Here is an 18,955-nt window from a genome sequence, read left to right as displayed (position 1 = left end):
GTCGTTCTATGTCTTATCTGAAGTCGCGAAGCGTTCCCTTGAACAAGTAAAAACCCCTGATCCGATCAAATCGAACCAGGGGAAGGGAAAGGCATGATGGGAGTTCAGATTATACGGTGACCTCGTATCCTTTGCGAGCTTCTCGCGATTGCATGGCGTTGGCCTGGTCGTCCCCTACGATCTGCTGGCTCTTGGGGTCCCACTTGAGCGAGCGATTCAAGCGAATCGCGATGTTCGACAGGTGGCATGTCGTCAGGGCTCGGTGATGCGTATAAACATCGGAAATTGGCAGACTCCGCGTTTTCACACACTCGAAGAAGTTCGTCATGTGGGCATTGTTGGCCGCTGGATCCTTACCGCCATAAATCTCGGCGATCGCATTTTCGGGCAGCGGATTGTCCTTCAAGGCATCGATCGGGGCACCAACCAGCTTGCCGCGATTGACCAGAAAACGGCCTTCGGTCCCGGTAAACATAATGCCGTTGTCGAAGCCGAGCTCTTGCTGGTGCGAATTCTTGATATCCATGACCACGCCGTTGTCGAACGTCGCTTTGACATGGAATTCGGTCGCGCAGTTGTACTGGTCGTCTTGGACTGGCATGCCATCTTTCAGTTCGACTGGATGCTTGGCGTAGATTGGCTCGATGGAAGTTGCTCCCATCCCTTCACCACTCTGGCCGATGGCCCACTGGGCGATATCGACATGATGGGCACCCCAGTCGGTCAGCTTGCCGCCGGAGTATTCGTACCACCAGCGGAACTCATAGTGGCAACGTGTCTTGGCGAACTTGCCATCCAGCCGCCAGCGATAGTCGACCATCGGGGCCTGGCCGAGCCATTTTTCCCAGTTCAAACCGTTCGGAATGTCGGCGACCGGGATTGTACCACTCGTCGGAGCTCCACCAATCGCGACGGCAACGTTCTGCACATCCCCGATGCGGCCACTGCGAACCAGGGCGACAGCCTGAAGGAAACGCAGCCCCATCTCGCTTCGCTGCTGGGTACCGACCTGGAAGACTCGCCCGGTCTCTTTGGCGACCTGGCAGATCTTCTTGCCTTCGTCGATCGTCAGCGTCAAAGGCTTTTCGCAGTAGACATCTTTGCCAGCCTTCATCGCTTCGATGGCGATCTTCGAGTGCCAATGGTCGGTGGTCACGATCGTGACGATCTCGATGTCGTTGCGTTCGAGGATCTTCTGATAGTCCTCATAGATATCGACCTTCCGCTCGACTCCTTTCTTCGACTGAATGTCGGTCACTTTCTTATGCGCCGCAGCGGCATGGTTGGCGTCGACATCGCACACGGCGACCACATCGCCCAGGTGCATCGCGTTGGGCCCCACGGAATTCCAGCGACTGCCGGTTCCGATGCAACCGACCAGGGGACGATCGTTGGATTCGGTCGCCTTCTGCTCGTCCGCACGAACATTGCTCCCAGTGACAAAATAAGGAACCGCTCCGACGGCTGCTGCGGCAGCGGTTGTTTTCAGGAAGGATCGGCGCTCGGTGAAGCGTTGGCTCATGGCAGAATTCTCCAGACCTCAAGTAGATGAAACAGATTGAGCCGTAAGGGGAGCCGGCGGTGAGTTGATCTCGGCTTTCCGCGAAAAGAAACGAAGGGAAATTGAGATCAGATTAAGGGGAGGTTTATGGTGCAGGGATCTTTATAGTGGTCATTCGTGCCCCGAGGAAGCTTCTATTTCGAAAAATTGATGACATCGTCATGAATGGGGCAGGGGACTCCCCAGAGGGTTTAGCTAAATGAAGCACCGTAAAGAAACTACAAGGTTGCTGCAGTTGCCGTTAAAGCCCAATTGGGGGCGGCAAACTTCATGGAACATTCGCCAAAGTGAGAAAAATCCACGCTGATTGGGGATTCCATGTAGTTAAGGATTCTCAAAACCCCATCGTCATGTGCTAAGTGATGGGCTAGATTTATGCGTGTTACCTTTTTCCGACCAGTTGTTTTAACCCTTGGCTACGAACTATGTCCGCCGCTCGAATATTCCCGAACCGTGCTCGCACGAAAATCGTGGCCACTGTTGGTCCGGCATGTCGCTCGCCGGAAATGCTGGAAGAGCTGGTCATGGCCGGTGTCGACGTGTTTCGCGTGAACCTGGCACACGGCGATCTGAAAGATCACTCGGAAGTCGTGCGTTCCATCCGCGAGATCAGCGCCAAGGTCGATCGGCCGATCGCCGCTTTGGCCGACCTTTCGGGCCCGAAGATTCGTTTGGGCGTGCTGAAGGACGACATCATTCATTGCCACGAGGACGAAATCTTCACCTTCGTCCGTGGTGACGAATGCCACGAACCAAACAAGCTGACTTGTAACTACAAGCCGCTGGTCGACGAGTTGGAAGTTGGCAACGACGTGATGCTGGCCGACGGTACCGTGATGATGACGGTGCTGGAAAAGACCGAAGACACCGCCGTGTGCAAAGTGGTCCAGGCCGGTCCCATCCGTAGCCGTCAGGGGATCAACCTGCCGGGCACCAAGCTGAGCGTCGAAGCTTTGACGCCGCAAGATATCGAACATGTGAAATGGGCCGCCGAAAACGACCTGGACTATGTCAGTCTCAGCTTCGTTCGTTCGGCCGACGATCTGCGCCATCTGCGAGATCTGCTGATGCAGCACGAATCACGTGCGTTCATCATCGCCAAGATCGAAAAGCGTGAAGCTCTCGACAACCTCGAAGACATCGTTCGCGAATCGAATGGTGTGATGGTTGCCCGTGGTGACTTGGGTGTCGAAATCGACGTTGCCGAAGTTGCTGCCGCTCAGAAGTTGATCGTGACGACCTGCTCGCGAATCGGTCGACCGGTGATCGTCGCCACGCAGATGCTCGACAGCATGACGACCTCGAATCGTCCGACGCGGGCCGAAGCAACCGACGTTGCCAACGCGATCCTCGACGGTGCCGATGCGTGTATGCTTTCCGGCGAAACGGCCGTGGGCGTGCATCCAGTCGCCGTGGTGAAGATGATGAACCGCATCATGCTCGCCACTGAAAAGATGTGGATGCAGGAACGTGGTCGCTCGAACCGAATCGACAACCGTGTGGCCCAGGTGCATCCTGTGACGCAAGCTGTTGTGTCTGGTGCCACCATCACAGCCGAGCATTTGGAAGCCAAGTTGGTGGTGACCGCGACACGTACCGGTGGAACCGCCCTGACCAAGGCCAAGCTTCGCGATGCGATTCCCACGATCAGCGTGAGCGACTCCGATGCGGCCCTGCGACGGATGTGCTTGTACTGGGGCGTGACGCCGATCTCGAACGCTCCGGTTCATAACGGCATTCAGCTTCGCCGCTTCATCGACCAGTGGGGCATCTCGAACGGTTACCTGGAAGAAGGGGACCGCGTCGTGTTTGTCACCGGCGGTGGCATCATGCAGTCGGCGGAATACATCGTCGTGGTTCACCGCGTCGAAAAGCCGCAGGACTAGGTTGCCTGGTCGGTGGCCTTGGTGAACTCGCCTTGCCAGGCCGAGTGCATCGAACGCCACAAATGCTCGACAAGATTTGTCGTGACGAAGCAGCCCATTCCACTCAGGGCTGCTCCGCTGAGCATGCAAACGGCAAGCACGCCGTAATTGAATTGATGGGCCGGGACCCAACTGCTACCAATTCCCCCGGCCACGGCTCCCAGGGCAATCGATTGTCCGGTTAAGCCCATCTGCCACAGCGATACTCGCGTTCTCTCGGCGAGGTTCGGCGCTTTCCAGCGTGGCTTCCCTTTCGGTTTTGTTTCATCCGATGGTGGTGGGACCGGAGGCCGAGGTAAGCGCTTCTTTTCTAAGCCCATCCGCCGGCTCAAGTACGAGGCGCCCAAATGGACCAACGAGATCAGCAGAAACAAGCAGGTCATCGTCGCGGCAAAAGGGCCCAGCAGCCGCAAGATGGCGAATACGATTCCCCACATGGCGATCACAATTGCTAAGGCCCACAACGAGAAGGTAAGCCGGAACTCGAAATGCTCGTGAGAATCGCCTGACATGCGGTTTTCTCAAGGAAGTCGGGGGAAGTATCGCAACTGCTTATTATCGTATCGAGGTTGCCTTCTCGACGCCAAAGGTTCCGTCCAAGTAAACTGTGCAAACAGCTATCGGGTATCCGCAAAATGCCTCTTAATGTGGGCATCTTCAGTCTTAGAGTTGGCATAAGATTTCGATGTATGCCTTTAGTGTTTTTGGAATCGGTGGAAGGATCGTTCGAGATGACGTGGTTAACGGGAACTTTGCTGGTCGTGGGCCTGGGGTTAGTCTGGATGGTGATCTACGACCTGACGCAGCGAAAGCACGCGATCCTGCGGAATTTTCCGATCGTGGGGCACTTCCGATACTGGCTAGAGGCGATAGGGCCAGAACTGCGGCAATACATCGTCACCAGCGATAACGAAGAACGCCCCTTCAGCCGAGCTCAGCGCCGCTGGGTGTATGCCTCGTCGAAGCGAGAGAACAACTACTTCGGCTTCGGAACCGATAACGATCTGGAACTGGCCTCGAATCACTTGATCGTGAAGCATTCGGCCTTTCCAGTGAATACGCCCAACCCGACCGATCCGCTGTACGACTCCGAATTCCAGCTGCCGTGCGCCAAGATCCTGGGCGGCTATCGTCAGCGGCGGCATGCATTTCGACCGACCAGTTTGATCAACATCTCCGGGATGAGCTACGGCTCGCTGAGCGGTCGCGCGGTCGAAGCATTGAATCGCGGTGCGGCCCTTGCTGGTTGCCTGCAAAACACCGGGGAAGGGGGCGTCAGTCCCTATCACTTGGCAGGCGGCGACTTGATGCTGCAACTGGGGACGGCTTACTTCGGTTGCCGCGATGCCCATGGTCGGTTCGAGCTATCCAAGCTGAAAGACATTTGCGCTGCCTATCCGATTCGAGCGATCGAAATCAAGTTGAGCCAGGGAGCCAAGCCAGGTGTCGGTGGTCTTCTGCCGGCCAGCAAGATCACCAAAGAGATCGCCGCGATTCGTGGCATTCCGATGGGCAAGGATTGTGCCAGCCCGAGCGGGCATCAAGAGTTTCACGACGTCGACAGCATGCTCGACTTTGTGGAACGCATTGCAGACGCTACCGGTTTACCGGTCGGTATCAAGTCGGCGGTGGGGGAAACGCGATTCTGGACGGAACTGGCACTGCAAATGGCGAACACGGCCCGTGGTGTCGACTTCGTGACAGTCGATGGTGGCGAAGGAGGGACCGGGGCGGCGCCGCTCGTCTTCGCGGATCACGTGGCGTTGCCATTCAAGATTGGCTTTGCCCGAGTCTATCACGAATTCATCGATGCCGGCGTGCACCATCACGTGGTGTTCAACGGTTCCGGAAAGCTTGGCTTCCCTGAGAACTCGTTGTTTGCCCTGGCCCTCGGCTGCGACATGATCAGCGTGGCTCGCGAAGCGATGCTGTCGATCGGCTGCATCCAGGCCCAACGCTGCCACACCGGTCATTGCCCGGCAGGGGTTGCGACTCAAAATGCCTGGCTGATGCGCGGGCTCGATCCGACCTCGAAGGGGGTTCGGGCGGCAAACTATATCGCGACGCTGCGAAAAGATTTGATGCGTCTGAGTCACTCGTGCGGCGTGTGGCATCCTGCCTTGGTGACGCTCGATCACTTCGAGCTGCTGAATGTCGGTTCGCCCTCGAAGCCGGCAACCGAAGTGTTCGATCAGCGAGCCGACTGGGGACTTCCGTCGCCAGCCGACCAGCAGGTGATCCGAACCATCATGCAGACCCCTTACAAAGAACGAGGTCCGCTGATGGATGCCAAGAGCATCAAGCAGACCTCGCTGGGGTCGGACTTGATCTCAATGAACTAGGCGAAAGCCGAGTCGCTACTGCAGTTCGGTTCGCATTTGATCGAGCCGAGCTCGCATTGCGTCTCGCTGCTTGGCGAACTTTGGATCGTCGATCAAGTTATTCTCTTCCTGAGGATCGTTCTTCAGATCGAAAAGCTGCTCCAGTTTGGGCTGGGTCTTTTCGTACGAGATGTACTTCCAATCTTCCGATCGCACCCCTTCGCTTTGCGGAATGGTCGCGTGTGGGAAAAGATGCTCGTAAAGGAATTCGGTACGCCAGTCGGCCGGATGTTGGCCGGTCAGAAATGGTGTCAGGCTGCTGCCCTGCATCGATGATGGAACCGGCACATGGGCCAAGGTCAACAAGGTTGGAGCGACGTCGATACTCAGCACGATATCGTCACAGCGTTGTCCTCGGTCCGCTTTTGGCAGACGCGGATCATAGATGATCATCGGAATGCGAATCGACGGTTCGTACATCAGCCACTTACCGGCCAGGCCATGTTCACCCAGAAAGAAGCCATGGTCCGACGTATAGATGATCACCGTGTTGTCGGCGAGCTCCTTTTCGGCCAGCTTCTTGGTCATCGCTCCGACGAAATCATCGACGCCGGTGAGCAATCGGTAATAGTCCTTCACGTTCTTCTGATACATTTCGTCACCATCGAAACGACGTCCCCAGCGAACGCGTGATTCGCCACCTTGCAGTTGCGAAGGAAGTTTCTGGTAGCCAGCATCGTTGGCGGTTGAAGCAGGCGTGATGCCATCTTCTGCGTAGTAATCGGCATACTCCGGGGCATGCTGGAACTGCCAGCCTGGCCCGTCCTGGCAGTGGGCCGCCTTGAAGCTGACCTGCAGGCAGAAAGGTTCATCCGGCTGGCAGGTGTCGAGGAACTCGAGCGTTTGATTCTCGAGCCTACGGGTCATATGGGGCTGTCCGTCGACGAAGTACTTGCCTTGCCCGGCGAACCCTTTCCAATAGTCGTATTGATCGGCCGGCAGGTTATTGCCGACGCCCCATTTGCCGATGAATGCCGTTCGATAGCCCGCCTTGCGGAGCAGGGCAGGGAAGGTCTCAGAAAATGCTTCCGGCGTCAGAACGGTCTTGAAGTCGACCACACCATGCCGGCGGGCATACTGACCGGTCAGGAACGATGCTCGGCTGGTCGCGCAGATGGCGGTCGTCGCGAAAGCGTTATCGAAAACAACTCCTTCCTGGGCCAGACGATCGATGTTCGGTGTCTTGATGACCGGATTGCCCATGCAGCCGAGGGCGTCGAAACGCTGATCATCGGTCAGCAGGAAAATCAGGTTCGGACGCTCCACCGCGAACGAAGTCGCCGACGAAACGAAGGTGCCGAAAACGGCAAGCAGCAAGAGGGCAATTCGGTAGGGCATGGGTGTTTGGTCTTGGTGGGAGGGGAAAAGAAGTAGCAGGGCTGAACTGGCTAGGGTACCAAAGTTTTTATTTCGGTTCACGAAAAAATTGAGCCGAAGCGTTCCGGCTGCGATACTGACAGGTTGGTCTTCCCTTGCGCCATCGACTACCGTTCGAGAGTTTCGTTGTCTCAGTCTGCCGCAAATCGAACGAGTCTGCCTGAGGTCTCGCGGACGATTTATCTGCCGCTGGTCTTATTGGCCGCTGCGTTGACCTTGGGTGTGCTGCTGGACTGGGCTTTCGATCTGCCAATGTTGACCTGGGGAGTTGGCTTCTTCCTGACGTTGTTGGCCTGGGCGATCTTATGGAGAAAACGGCACGACAGCTGGGCTTGTGGCGTGCTGCTTGGCGCGGTGGCGATCTTCGGCGGAGTGCTGCATCACGTCCACTGGAACTTCTACCGGACGAGCGAACTCAGCCTGACTCTTTCCACCGAGAAACAGCCGGTGGCCTTGCGCGGGGTAGTGACCGACTATCCTCGCTTCGTTCCCGCCCAGCCGCCTCGGACGGCGTTCGAGTTTCAGCAGTCAGATCAATGGAAGTTGCCGCTACGGCTCGAGCAGATTCGCAATCGAGATCAGTGGATCGAGGTTTCTGGCGAGACCGAAGTGTATGTCACTGGTGCCACCTGCGATTTTGAGCCAGGGCAACCGGTTGCTGTCTTTGCCCAAGCGACGATGGCCGAGCCACCGCTGAACCCTGGCGAGTTCGATCTGGCACGGTGGTCGCGTGGAAAACGATCGAGGATCTTTCTGCGAAGCAACTTCGTCGAGTGCATCCAGCCCATTGGAACGGCTCCTTCGTTTTCAATACTTTCGCCGCTGCAGCTTGCTCGGCGATACGTGGCCGATCAACTGGTTGCTTCGATTTCTCCGCAGTATGAAGGCCTGGCGGAAACCATCTTTCTCGGGCGACGCGAACGGCTCGACGACAACACGGACGATGCGTTTCGCCAGACCGGCACGGTGCATCTGTTGGCATTGTCGGGATTGCACCTCGGAATCTTGGCGATGGCTGTCTACGGAGTCTTGCGATACTTGCCCGGCCCGGCGTGGCTGCCAGGGGCGGGGTTGCTGCTGCTCACTATCGCGTATGTCCTGCTGGTCGACGCCAGGCCGCCGATCCTGCGAGCATCGGGATTGGTAGCGATGATCTGTTTGGGAGAGATGTTGTTTCGGAAATCGCAGTTCGGCAACAGCCTGGCAATGGCCTGGATCGGCATCGTGGCTCTTAATCCGAGCGAGATCTTTCAGGTAGGTACACAATTGTCGTTTCTCGCGGTTGCGGTTCTGGCTTGGCTCGCATCTTGTCAGTCGCAATGGAAAGTGTACGACCCGCTGAAAACCCTGATTGCCCAAACACGTCCCTGGCCGGTGAAGTGGTGGCATACGATTCGAAGGATCGTGGTCGACGCGTTCCTCGTTTCCCTGGTGGTCTGGCTGGTGACGTTGCCATTGGTCGTATATCACTTCCACGCGATTTCTCCGTGGACGGTGGTACTTTCGCCGCTATTGATGCTGCCGATGACGTTAGCCCTGGTCGGCCTGTTGTTACTCGTGGGCGTGTCGATTGTCGTGCCGCCGGCGACCGATTGGATGGGTGCCTTGGTCGACATGCCCTTGGCAGTGATTCAGACAATCGTCGAAACAACCCAAGCCAACGCCCCGCTTACCATCTGGTCGGCTGGGCCGGCCTGGTGGTGGCTGATTGGGTTTTATGGCCTGGTGATCTTCAGCGGCTGGTCGATCCTGGCTCGGCAGATCCCGCTTCGCTGGGGAGTGGGTGTCGTCGGGGTTTGGATCGCCGTCGGCTTCGGCGTGGCGCTCTTTCAGGCGAACCAGTCGGTGGCCCGCGACGACCTGGTGTGTACGTTCGTCAGTGTTGGCCATGGAACGTGTGTTCTGGTGGAACTGCCAGGCGGACAGAACTTGCTGTACGACTGCGGAAGACTCGGCTCGCCCAAAAGGGCTGCCCAATCGCTGTCGGCCGTGCTCTGGAGTAAAGGGATCAGTCATCTCGACGCCATCGTGATCTCGCACGACGACGTCGATCATTTCAATGGCTTGCCGCTGATCCTGCAGCGATTCTCGGTCGGGGCGGTCTTCTGCTCGGACTTAATGGATAAGATTCCCAGCGATCTCGTGAAAACGCTGCTCGACGAAATCGACGCTCGAGGAATCCCCCGCAAGACACTCTCGGCTGGCCAGCGATTGGCGACGCATCCCGATCTTGACGTGACCGTGCTGCATCCGACACGCAAAGGGGTGCTGGGACGCGATAACGCCAATAGTCTGGTGTTGCTGTTGGAATATCAGAAGAAGCGGGTGTTGTTGCCTGGCGATCTCGAGTCGCCCGGGACCGAGGCGGTAATTCTCGAACGGCCGATTGCCTGCGACGTGGTGATGGCCCCGCATCATGGGAGCCGGCACAGCAAGCCCGAGGCGTTTTATCAGTGGTGCCAGCCTCGGTGCATCGTCGTCAGCAGTGGTGATCGGCACTTGGAAGGTCTTGCCGACCCGATGGAGTCAGTCCGCTGGCTGAATACGGCGGGAGCTGGAATGATTGAAGTCCGATTGGCCGGCAATGGTGGGCCGATCGTGGTCACACCTTGGCAAGAAGCCTCGTTTATTTTGGTGAAATAGGAGGTGTGGGCGATTTTGACGGCAAAGCTGGTGCCATTCTGGGGGCGGATGGGCTATTAGGCGTTGCAAAAGTTGCTTTCACTGCTAAATTAACGGACTTATCAAGACATTGAGGATGAGTTTGATGCATGGGTGGCCGCGGTTTTGGTAGTCGCGACAAACCTGCTGGTTTCACAAGTCCTTGTCGTTATTGTGGTTAAGAAGAAGTCACCCTACTTGCGGACGTAAGTAAAGTTACCCATGTCGATTACCAAAGATAAGAAGAACGATGCCATCCAAGATTTCCAGCGTGGTGGCGAGGACACGGGTTCCCCGGAAGTTCAGATCGCGATTTTGACCAATCGCATCAACAACTTGACGGAGCACATGAAGAAGCACACTAAGGACTATGCGACGCGTCGTGGTCTGCTGGCCATGGTTAGCCGTCGTCGTCGCTTGCTGGACTACTTGAAGCGGCACGATCCGCAGAAGTACTTGGACATGCTGGCACGGCTTGGTATTCGTAAGTAGCTCTGTAGCTGCTTCGGTCTGGTCGCACGAGGCTCGTTTCTTCTTCAGAACGAGCCTCTTAAGTTACTGTGGCAATGGATTTAGCCTGAAGACGCGCGCCTCTGGGCTGGACGCGTCTTTACCACGCCTCGCCGGTAGTGGATTGACTAGGCTGGCGGGGCAACCTTACGGGGTGCTGCTCTAAATTTCAGAGATCAATACAGCTGCCCCCACCCTTATATTGAACCAAGCATCGGATGTTCCAACTGGCGGGCCCCTCTCTCCTTCAGGCCCTGACCCTCTTGGCGCAAGCCCTCTCGGAAAGCTTCCGGTGCGCTGTGTAGGACGGAAAAAGTGGAAGAATTTCGTGTAGAGAAGCAAGTTGGAAGTGAAACCTTATCCCTCGAAACTGGCTTTCTAGCCAAGCAAGCCCACGGGGCAGTGCTCGTTAAATATGGCGAAACGGTTGTTTTTGTCGCCACCGTCTCTGGTCCTTCTCGACCTGGTACCGACTTCTTCCCGCTGACCTGTGACTATCGCGAACGTACCGCTGCGGCTGGTAAGTTCCCAGGTGGTTTCATCAAGCGAGAAGGTCGCCCGACCACCAAAGAAATTTTGTCGTCCCGTTTGATGGACCGCCCAATTCGTCCCATGTTCCCAAAGGGGTACCACGACGAAGTTCAGATCCAAGCCAACGTCGTTGCGAGCGATCGTCAACACGACGGTGACGTTCTGGCCATGATCGGTGCCTCGGCTGCTTTGTGCATTTCGCACCTGCCGTTCCAGGGCCCACTGGGTGCGGTTCGCATGGGACGCGTCGACGGCGAGCTGGTTGCCTTCCCATCCTTCGAGCAGCTGGAAAACAGCGATCTCGACCTGATTATTTCGGGTAACAAGGAATCGGTCCTGATGATCGAAGGCTTCTCGCGGGAAATGCCCGAAGACGAGATGGCCGAAGCGATCATGAAGGCTCATAGCATCGTCAAGGACATCTGCGATCTGCAGATCGAATTGGCCGAAAAGGTCGCTCCAACCAAGATGGAATACGCCGAACCAGACGACGGTGGTTTGTACCAGCGTCTGATGGACAGCTACTACGCCGACCTGAAATCGGCCAAGCAGACCGCTGGCAAGCAGGACCGCGCCGAAAAGGTTCGCGAACTGAAGACCAAGGTCAAAGAAGAGCTGATCCCAGATCCATCCGCCGAAGGTGCGATCGACGAAGGTGCTTTCGGCACCGCCTGGCACGACATGGAAGAACGCGTTATTCGCGATCTGATCCTCAGCGGTACGCGTACCGATGGTCGTGACACCAAGACCCTGCGTCCGATCGTTTGCCGCGTCGACGTGTTGCCACGTGTTCACGGTTCGGCCGTATTCCAACGTGGTGAAACCCAGTCGCTGATCACGGTGACCCTGGGTACGCCTCGCGACGAACAGCGTGTCGACGGTCTGATCGACGAGTACTCGAAGAAGTTCATGCTGGACTACAACTTCCCGAGCTTCTCGGTCGGTGAGTGTCGTCCAATTCGTGGCCCAGGCCGACGTGAAATCGGTCACGGTGCTCTGGCCGAACGTAGCGTGAACCCAGTGCTGCCAGGTCCAGAAGACTTCCCTTACACGATCCGTGTCATCTCGGACATTCTGGAATCGAACGGTTCCAGCTCGATGGCTTCGGTCTGTGGTGCGACCCTCGGCCTGATGGCTGCTGGTGTGCCAATCAGCAACCCCGTGGCTGGTATCTCGATCGGCCTGGTGAAGGAAGGGGACGACTACGTCCTGCTGACCGACATCCTGGGTGAAGAAGATCACCATGGCGACATGGACTTCAAGGTTGCCGGTACCCAGAACGGTATCACCGGTATCCAGCTCGACCTGAAGATCAAGGGTATCAACGAAGACATCATTCGTAAGACCCTTGTTCAGGCTCGCGAAGCCCGTATCGAAATCCTTCGCAAGATGCTGACCACAATCAGCCAGCCGAAGGACGAACCATCGCCATGGGCTCCACGCATGCTGCGAACCAAGATCAACCCAGACAAGATCGGTCTGCTGATCGGTCCTGGCGGCAAGACGATTCGTGCCATCCAGGAAGAAACCGGTGCGACCATCGACGTCGAAGACGACGGTACCGTCATCGTTGCCAGTGGCAACCAGGAATGGGCCGAAGCTGCCATGGCTCGCGTCCAGGCGATCACCGGCGAAGTCGAAGTCGGCAAGATCTACGAAGGTCGTGTCACCAGCGTCAAGGACTTCGGTGCATTCGTCGAAATCCTGCCAGGTCGTGACGGCTTGTGCCACATCTCGGAACTGTCGACCGAATACGTCTCGGACGTCAACTCGGTCGTCAAGGTCGGCGATATCCTGGCCGTGAAGGTCCTGTTGGTCGACGAACACGATCGCGTCAAGCTGAGCCACAAGGCCACGTTGCCAGGTGGTGAAGCTCCAGCCGGCGAAGAAGGCGATGAGCTCGAAGCTGCCGGTTCGCGTGGCGGTCGCGGTGGCGACCGTGGTGATCGCGGCGGTGACCGCCGTGGTGGTGGCGATCGCGGTGGACGTGGTGGTGACCGTGGCGGTCGTCCTCGTCGTCCTCGTCGCGAAGACTAAGAAATCAGCAGCGATTCTGATTTCCATCGAGAATAGATCTGCCCGGAGTGTTCATCACTCCGGGCTTTTTTCGTGAGGCCTATCCATGGATCCGCATTCTTCCTCGCGTGAACACTCCGAACCGGTTCGTGAGAAGTCGCGTGATCAGTACCTGGTCGATCAATACAACGAGATCGCCCGGCTGGCAGGTTCGTTGGCACACGAAATCAAGACGCCACTCTCGGTCATTCGGATGAACATGGAACTGCTGGCCGAGGATATGGAAGATCCTCAAACCCCACAGCAGCGCCGCGCGAAGCAAAAGATCGCGACGGTTCAAGAACAATGTCAGCGGCTGCAAGGCTTGTTGGACGACTTCCTGCGTTTTGCTCGGATTCGCGATCTGAACCTGTTGCCTGGCAACTTGAACGAGCAGATCGAACGTGTCCTCAACTTTGTCGAGCCGCAAGCGAATCAGCAAGGTGTCGAGATCATACGTTATCTCGATTCCGAACTGCCCAGCATCGACCTCGATGCCGAACTGCTCTATTCGGCCTTGTTGAACCTGGTAGTTAACGCCATTCAAGCCATGCCGGATGGTGGCTCGCTGATGGTGCAGACCCGCGAGTTTCGCAGTGGTGTGCTGCTGCGATTGGTCGACACCGGCTGCGGCATGAGCGACACGACCGCCATTCGGATGTTCGATCCCTTTTATTCGACGAAAGAAGCGGGATCAGGGTTGGGCTTGCCGTTGGCGAAGAAGATCATCGAAGCGCATCACGCGATCATCGATGTCCAAAGCGAACTAGGCCGAGGGACGCAGTTCACGCTCGAATTTCCGCTTCCCCCCCGAATCGGACAAAAGCCGGCCGATGCTTCGGAAGAGGCCGCCGGATAATGCGATTCCCCCCAATGGAGAAGGGGAGGGGAGCGGCATTCGGTTCTAGAGGATTCGCCCCATCTTCGGTAGGATGGTCTGCATGACAACGACGCCACAGGATGAAGTTCAAACCGATGCCGCTCCAGTTCAGCCGGACCAGTTCCGCGTGCTGGTAGTCGACAACGACAAGGCCCACGCCATGACCATGGCTGAAAGCCTTGAGCGGATTGGGTTTGTCTGCACCGTCGCCACCAGCGGTCCCGAAGGGGCCGAGAAGATCGTCGCGGAACCGTTCGAGATCGTCGTCACCGACCTGGTGATGAACGACATCGATGGTATGGGCATTCTGCAGCTTGCCAAAGAGAGCCGCCCCAACTGCGAAGTGATTGTGGTGACCGGGCACGCGACCGTCTCGACCGCGGTGGCTGCCATGCAGAACGAGGCGCTCAACTTCCTCGAAAAGCCACTCACGCCTGACAAGCTCCGAGCCGCGGCCCTGAAGGCGGCCGAAACCATTCAGCTAAAACGTCAGAACTCGGAACTGATGCGGCGGCTGGACGAGAAGTTTGGCTTCGAGGGGCTCATCTATTCCAGCAACAAGATGCGGCAGGTGGTGCAGCGATTGCAACGTATCGCTCCGACCGACGCCAGTGTGCTGATCCTAGGCGAAACGGGAACCGGTAAAGAAGTCGTCGCCCAGGCCATCCATCAAAACAGTCCCCGCAAGAAGAAGCCGTTCGTGCCGCTGAACTGTGCCGAGCTGAGCGAACACTTGCTCGAGAGCGAACTGTTCGGTCACGCGAAGGGGGCTTACACCGACGCAGCCAGCGAACGCATTGGCCGTCTCGAGTATGCCAATGGCGGGACGTTGTTCCTCGACGAAATCGGCGACATGCCGATGCCCACCCAGGTCAAGCTACTTCGCGTCCTTGAATCGAGCGAGATCACCCGCGTTGGTGAAAACAAGCCGATCCGGATTAATGTTCGTTTGCTTTCGGCAACCAACTGCGACCTGGAAGCGGCCATCGCCGCTGGTACCTTCCGGGCCGACTTGTACCATCGTCTGCGAATTGTCACCGTTCAGCTACCAGCCCTGCGAGAACGCCCTGACGACATCTTGCCGCTGTTCGATCACTTCCTGAAAGTGTTCTCGAAGAAGCACGATAAGAAGGTTCGCGGGATCGATCGCACCGTGTTTCAGCGATGCCTGGAATATGATTGGCCTGGTAACGTTCGCCAACTGCGAAATTTCGCCGAGAGCATGGTCGTACTCGACTTGGATGGCACGATCGGTCTGGACGATCTGCCTCCGGAACTGATCCAGGAAGGGGACGACCTGGTCCCGCCGGTCGATCCCAAACCAGCGGTGGCTGGCAATGGCGAAATGCCAAGCATGGTAGGTCAGCCGATCAGTGAAGTCGAAAAGTGGCTCATCGGCGAGACCTTGAAGTCGACCGGTGGAAATCGCGAAGAGGCCGCCAAGATGCTGGGCATCGGCGAGCGGACCTTATACCGGAAAATCAAAGAATACGGACTACGCGGCGACTAGTGTCGCCAGGGCCGAACCGAAGGGGAGTAGGCAGCGGATGCCGAAGATTCAACAGCTATCTGCAAGTGTCGTCAACAAGATCGCGGCCGGCGAGGTGATCGAACGCCCAGCCAGCGCCGTAAAAGAGTTGATGGAAAACTCGCTCGACGCCGGAGCCCGCCGCGTCGACGTTACCATCGAGCATGGCGGCACTGAACTGATTCGCATTGCCGACGATGGTTGCGGGATCTCGCCGGAAGATATGCCGCTGGCGATCGCTTCACACGCGACCAGCAAGATTGGCAGTGCCGAAGAATTGTTCCATGTGCGAACGCTCGGTTTCCGCGGCGAAGCACTCGCGTCGATTTCGGAAGTAAGCCACTTCCTGTTGCGAAGTCGTCCTCACGATCAAGACTGCGGCAGCGAGATGCTGGTGCACGGCGGGAACGTGCAGGAAGCTCAGCCGTGCGGTTGCCCACCGGGGACGATCCTCGAGATCCGCAACCTGTTCTACAACACGCCGGTCCGGAAGAAGTTCTTAAAGACAACCCAGACCGAGTTCGGTCACATCAGCGAAGCGTTCACCCGCATCGCGCTTGCGCATCCGCAGGTTCACTTCACGCTGAAGCATGGTCAGCGGATGGTGCACGACTTGCCTCCCTGCAGCGATCTTCGTGATCGCGTGCGGGTGTTCTTCGGGGCGGAAGTTGCCGACCAGTTGATCGAAGTCGATAGCGAAAACGATCAGGTCACGCTGCGAGGTTACGTGGGCAATCCACGTTTCAGCCGTAGCAATAACCGGATGCAGTATCTGTTTTTGAATGGGCGTTTCATCAAAGACCGGGCCCTGCAACATGCCCTGGGGGAAGCGTATCGCGGCTTGCTGCTGCATGGTCGTTATCCGATGTCCTTCCTGCGGATGAACATGCCGCCCGAGATGGTCGACGTGAACGTCCATCCAACGAAGCTGGAAGTTCGTTTTCAAGATAGCGGACGGATCTACAGCCAACTGCTGGGCACGCTGCGGACGAAGTTCCTCGCCTCGAACCTCGACGCGACTTATCGCCCGGCCGATGTCGACAGCGATAGTTCGGCAGGCAATGGCCAATCGGCCGAGAACTTGCGAGAAGAGTTGGTGGCCTGGGCCAAGGGGGCGGTCGAAAGCAACAGCGGCGAGAGCGATCCGAACGCTCGCCGGCAGACCGACTTCGATCTCGACTTCCGATCGGATCGACGAACGCCACTGCAGCTCAATCCGATTCAGCGTTCGGCGGTTGGCGCTGGCAGCTTGCCTTTGCCACCAATCCCCAGCGGGATCACGCCTGCTCATCTTCGAGACCAAGAAGAAGCCGAAGCCGACGCGACCGCCGAAGTCGAGCCTGACTCGTTCGGCGAGATGGAAGTTCGCGGCACGGGGATTGGCTCTCAGCAACGAGCCATCCAACTGCACAACCGTTATCTGATTGCGGAAACGGACGAAGGAATGGCGGTCATTGACCAGCATGCCTTGCACGAGCGTATTCTGTATGAAGAGCTACGCGAAAAGGCATTGGCTCGCCGCTTGGAAGTGCAGCGGTTGTTGGTTCCAGAAACGTTGAACCTGGCCGCCCAAGAGTTCGCCGCGGTTGAAGCCGCCACCGATACCTTGGCCCAGATCGGCCTGGAAGTGGAAGCGTTTGGCGGCGATACGATCCTCATTCGCAGCTATCCTGCGATCCTCGGACGCCGGAAACCGGCCGAAATCGTCCGCGATATGATCGATCACCTGATGACCGACGGCAAAAACCTCGAAAAGCGAGATTTGCTTGACGAACTGCTCCATATGATGTCGTGCAAGGCGGCAATCAAGGCGGGAGATCGCCTTTCGACCGAGGAAATCGACGCTTTATTGGAACTTCGGCACCTTTGTCAGGACGCCCACCACTGTCCGCACGGGCGACCCACCGCTTTGGTCTTTACCAAAGAGGAACTCGACCGGAGATTCCAACGGACTTAAAATAGAGAGTTTCCCCTGGCCAGGGGAGTGTCGTTCTATTCTGTTATCCACCCCATTGGCCCTACTCCCAGCCAGGCGACTTGAGATAGACCTATGATCTGCGTCAGTATTGGCCGCGGCCGACACAAACACGTTATCGCCGAGCACAAGCACCTAGTCGAACAAGGTGCCGAACTGTGCGAATTGCGCCTCGACTACATCAACGGCACGATCAAGCTTCGCCGTCTGCTTGAGAATCGCCCCAGCCCGGTCGTGGTGACCTACCGTCGCGAACGTGACGGGGGACGTTACAACGGGGACGAAGCTGAACGGCAGATGGTCTTGCGAACGGCGATCGCCGAAGGGGCCGACTACATCGATCTCGAAGAAGATATTGCAGCGGCCGTGCCACGCTATGGCAAGACGAAGCGAATCATCAGCTACCACAACTTCCGCGAGACTCCGGCCGACCTGGAAGGGCTGCACAAGAAGATGCAGCAGTGCGATCCCGATATCATCAAGATCGCCACGATGGCCAACTCGCCGCAAGACAACGTTCGTATCTTGGAACTGGCCCGCAACAGCGAGATCCCCACGATCGGTCTTTGCATGGGGGACATGGGAATGCCGTCGCGAATTCTGGGTGGGCGATTCGGTTGCCCGTTCACCTACGCGACCAGCTCCAACGAGCGAACCCTCGCCCCGGGCCAAATCGGTTTCCGGCAGATGGTCGATCTCTATCGCTACGAAGAGATCACCGACAACACCGAGTTGTTCGGCGTGGTGGCCGATCCGGTCGGACATAGCCTCAGTCCGCATCTGCACAATGCCGCGTTCAGCGAACAAGGGATGGACCGGCGTTACCTGCCGTTCCGTGTGCCTCGCGAACACCTTTCGGTCTTCTTGAACGAAGTCTGCCCGCAGCTTGGCGTGAAGGGACTTAGCGTGACGATTCCGCACAAGGAAGTCGCCGCAAAGTTCGTTAAAGTCGCCGACCACGCCGTCCAAGGCGTCGGAGCAACCAACACCGTGATCTTCGGCGAAGGTGGTCCGTTCGGTTACAACACCGACTGTGCCGCCGCCATGGAAAGCATCGACACGATGCTTCCAGCTGAGAATCGTGATGGCTCGCTGGAAGGCATGAAAGTGCTGGTGCTGGGGACCGGCGGCGTGGCACGTGGCATTGTCTGGTCGCTTTTGCAACGCAAGGCCGCCGTCACGATCACAGGTCGCACCCTCGAGAACGCCGAAGAACTAGCCAAGCACTTCGGTTGCCGTTCCATCCACTGGGACGACCGCGGTTCGGTTCAGCCAGACATCCTGATCAATGGCACCCCGGTCGGCATGCATCCGAATGTCAACGAATCGCCGTTCGACAAGAAGTGGATCAAGCCGAGCATGGTGGTCTTCGATACGGTCTACAACCCAGAGCAAACCTTGCTGATCAAAGAGGCCAAGGGAGCCGGGGCCCGCGTGGTGACTGGCGTCGAAATGTTCGTACGTCAGGCTGCCTTGCAGTTTAAGCACTTCACCGGGGTCGACACCTCGCGCGAGCTGATGCGTAGCACGCTCAAGCGAATGACCGGGGCCGTGCGAACCAACTAAACAGC

The 18,955-nt window shown here is 57.5% G+C and carries 12 protein-coding genes; 9 read left to right on the top strand and 3 right to left on the bottom strand.

Features of this window, described 5'->3' with window-relative positions; genetic code table 11:
- Nucleotides 1-109 precede the first annotated feature (109 nt).
- On the bottom strand, nucleotides 110-1,522 hold the full coding sequence (locus ABD890_RS05220) for a Gfo/Idh/MocA family protein (RefSeq protein ID WP_345086570.1): 1,413 nt from the start codon (nucleotides 1,520-1,522) through the stop codon (nucleotides 110-112).
- A 464-nt stretch (nucleotides 1,523-1,986) separates the two neighbouring features.
- Here ABD890_RS05220 and pyk point away from each other — a divergent pair, with 464 nt between their 5' ends.
- A complete protein-coding gene (gene pyk, locus ABD890_RS05215) occupies nucleotides 1,987-3,447 on the top strand; it encodes a pyruvate kinase (protein WP_345086568.1) in 1,461 nt (486 codons plus the stop codon).
- Here pyk and ABD890_RS05210 read toward each other — a convergent pair.
- Nucleotides 3,444-3,998, bottom strand: coding sequence for a hypothetical protein (locus ABD890_RS05210; RefSeq protein WP_345086566.1), 555 nt, complete (start codon nucleotides 3,996-3,998; stop codon nucleotides 3,444-3,446). The two genes, pyk and ABD890_RS05210, sit on opposite strands and share 4 nt — an antisense overlap.
- Before the next feature lie 219 nt (nucleotides 3,999-4,217).
- On the opposite strand from ABD890_RS05210, the gene ABD890_RS05205 reads away from it, so the two are divergent.
- On the top strand, nucleotides 4,218-5,828 hold the full coding sequence (locus ABD890_RS05205; protein ID WP_345086564.1) for an FMN-binding glutamate synthase family protein: 1,611 nt from the start codon (nucleotides 4,218-4,220) through the stop codon (nucleotides 5,826-5,828).
- A gap of 15 nt (nucleotides 5,829-5,843) precedes the next feature.
- Here the strand turns inward: ABD890_RS05205 and ABD890_RS05200 are convergent, their stop codons facing one another.
- Entirely contained in the window at nucleotides 5,844-7,205 is a 1,362-nt protein-coding gene (locus tag ABD890_RS05200) for a sulfatase family protein (RefSeq protein WP_345086562.1), read from the bottom strand.
- A 165-nt stretch (nucleotides 7,206-7,370) separates the two neighbouring features.
- On the opposite strand from ABD890_RS05200, the gene ABD890_RS05195 reads away from it, so the two are divergent.
- From ABD890_RS05195 to aroE, 7 genes are all read left to right on the top strand, one after another.
- Nucleotides 7,371-9,887: a ComEC/Rec2 family competence protein gene (locus tag ABD890_RS05195; RefSeq protein ID WP_345086560.1), complete on the top strand. Its 2,517-nt coding sequence runs from the start codon at nucleotides 7,371-7,373 to the stop codon at nucleotides 9,885-9,887.
- 240 nt (nucleotides 9,888-10,127) lie between these two features.
- The gene (gene rpsO / locus ABD890_RS05190; RefSeq protein ID WP_345086558.1) at nucleotides 10,128-10,397 is read left to right on the top strand and encodes a 30S ribosomal protein S15; all 270 of its coding nucleotides are present in this window, start codon (nucleotides 10,128-10,130) and stop codon (nucleotides 10,395-10,397) included.
- A gap of 333 nt (nucleotides 10,398-10,730) precedes the next feature.
- Entirely contained in the window at nucleotides 10,731-12,983 is a 2,253-nt protein-coding gene (locus ABD890_RS05185; protein ID WP_345086556.1) for a polyribonucleotide nucleotidyltransferase, read from the top strand.
- An 85-nt stretch (nucleotides 12,984-13,068) separates the two neighbouring features.
- Nucleotides 13,069-13,860 carry a two-component system sensor histidine kinase NtrB gene (locus ABD890_RS05180; RefSeq protein WP_345086554.1) on the top strand — a complete coding sequence of 264 codons (792 nt, stop codon included), beginning with the start codon at nucleotides 13,069-13,071 and terminating at the stop codon, nucleotides 13,858-13,860.
- An 82-nt stretch (nucleotides 13,861-13,942) separates the two neighbouring features.
- A complete protein-coding gene (locus tag ABD890_RS05175) occupies nucleotides 13,943-15,391 on the top strand; it encodes a sigma-54-dependent transcriptional regulator (RefSeq protein WP_345086552.1) in 1,449 nt (482 codons plus the stop codon).
- A 37-nt stretch (nucleotides 15,392-15,428) separates the two neighbouring features.
- Nucleotides 15,429-17,366 carry a DNA mismatch repair endonuclease MutL gene (gene mutL, locus ABD890_RS05170; RefSeq protein ID WP_345086550.1) on the top strand — a complete coding sequence of 646 codons (1,938 nt, stop codon included), beginning with the start codon at nucleotides 15,429-15,431 and terminating at the stop codon, nucleotides 17,364-17,366.
- 93 nt (nucleotides 17,367-17,459) lie between these two features.
- On the top strand, nucleotides 17,460-18,950 hold the full coding sequence (gene aroE, locus ABD890_RS05165; RefSeq protein WP_345086548.1) for a shikimate dehydrogenase: 1,491 nt from the start codon (nucleotides 17,460-17,462) through the stop codon (nucleotides 18,948-18,950).
- Nucleotides 18,951-18,955: the final 5 nt, after the last annotated feature.

It is taken from the genome of Bremerella cremea (assembly GCF_039541315.1).
Taxonomy (GTDB): Bacteria; Planctomycetota; Planctomycetia; order Pirellulales; family Pirellulaceae; genus Bremerella; species Bremerella cremea.
This window is presented reverse-complemented; position numbering and strand designations above follow the sequence as displayed.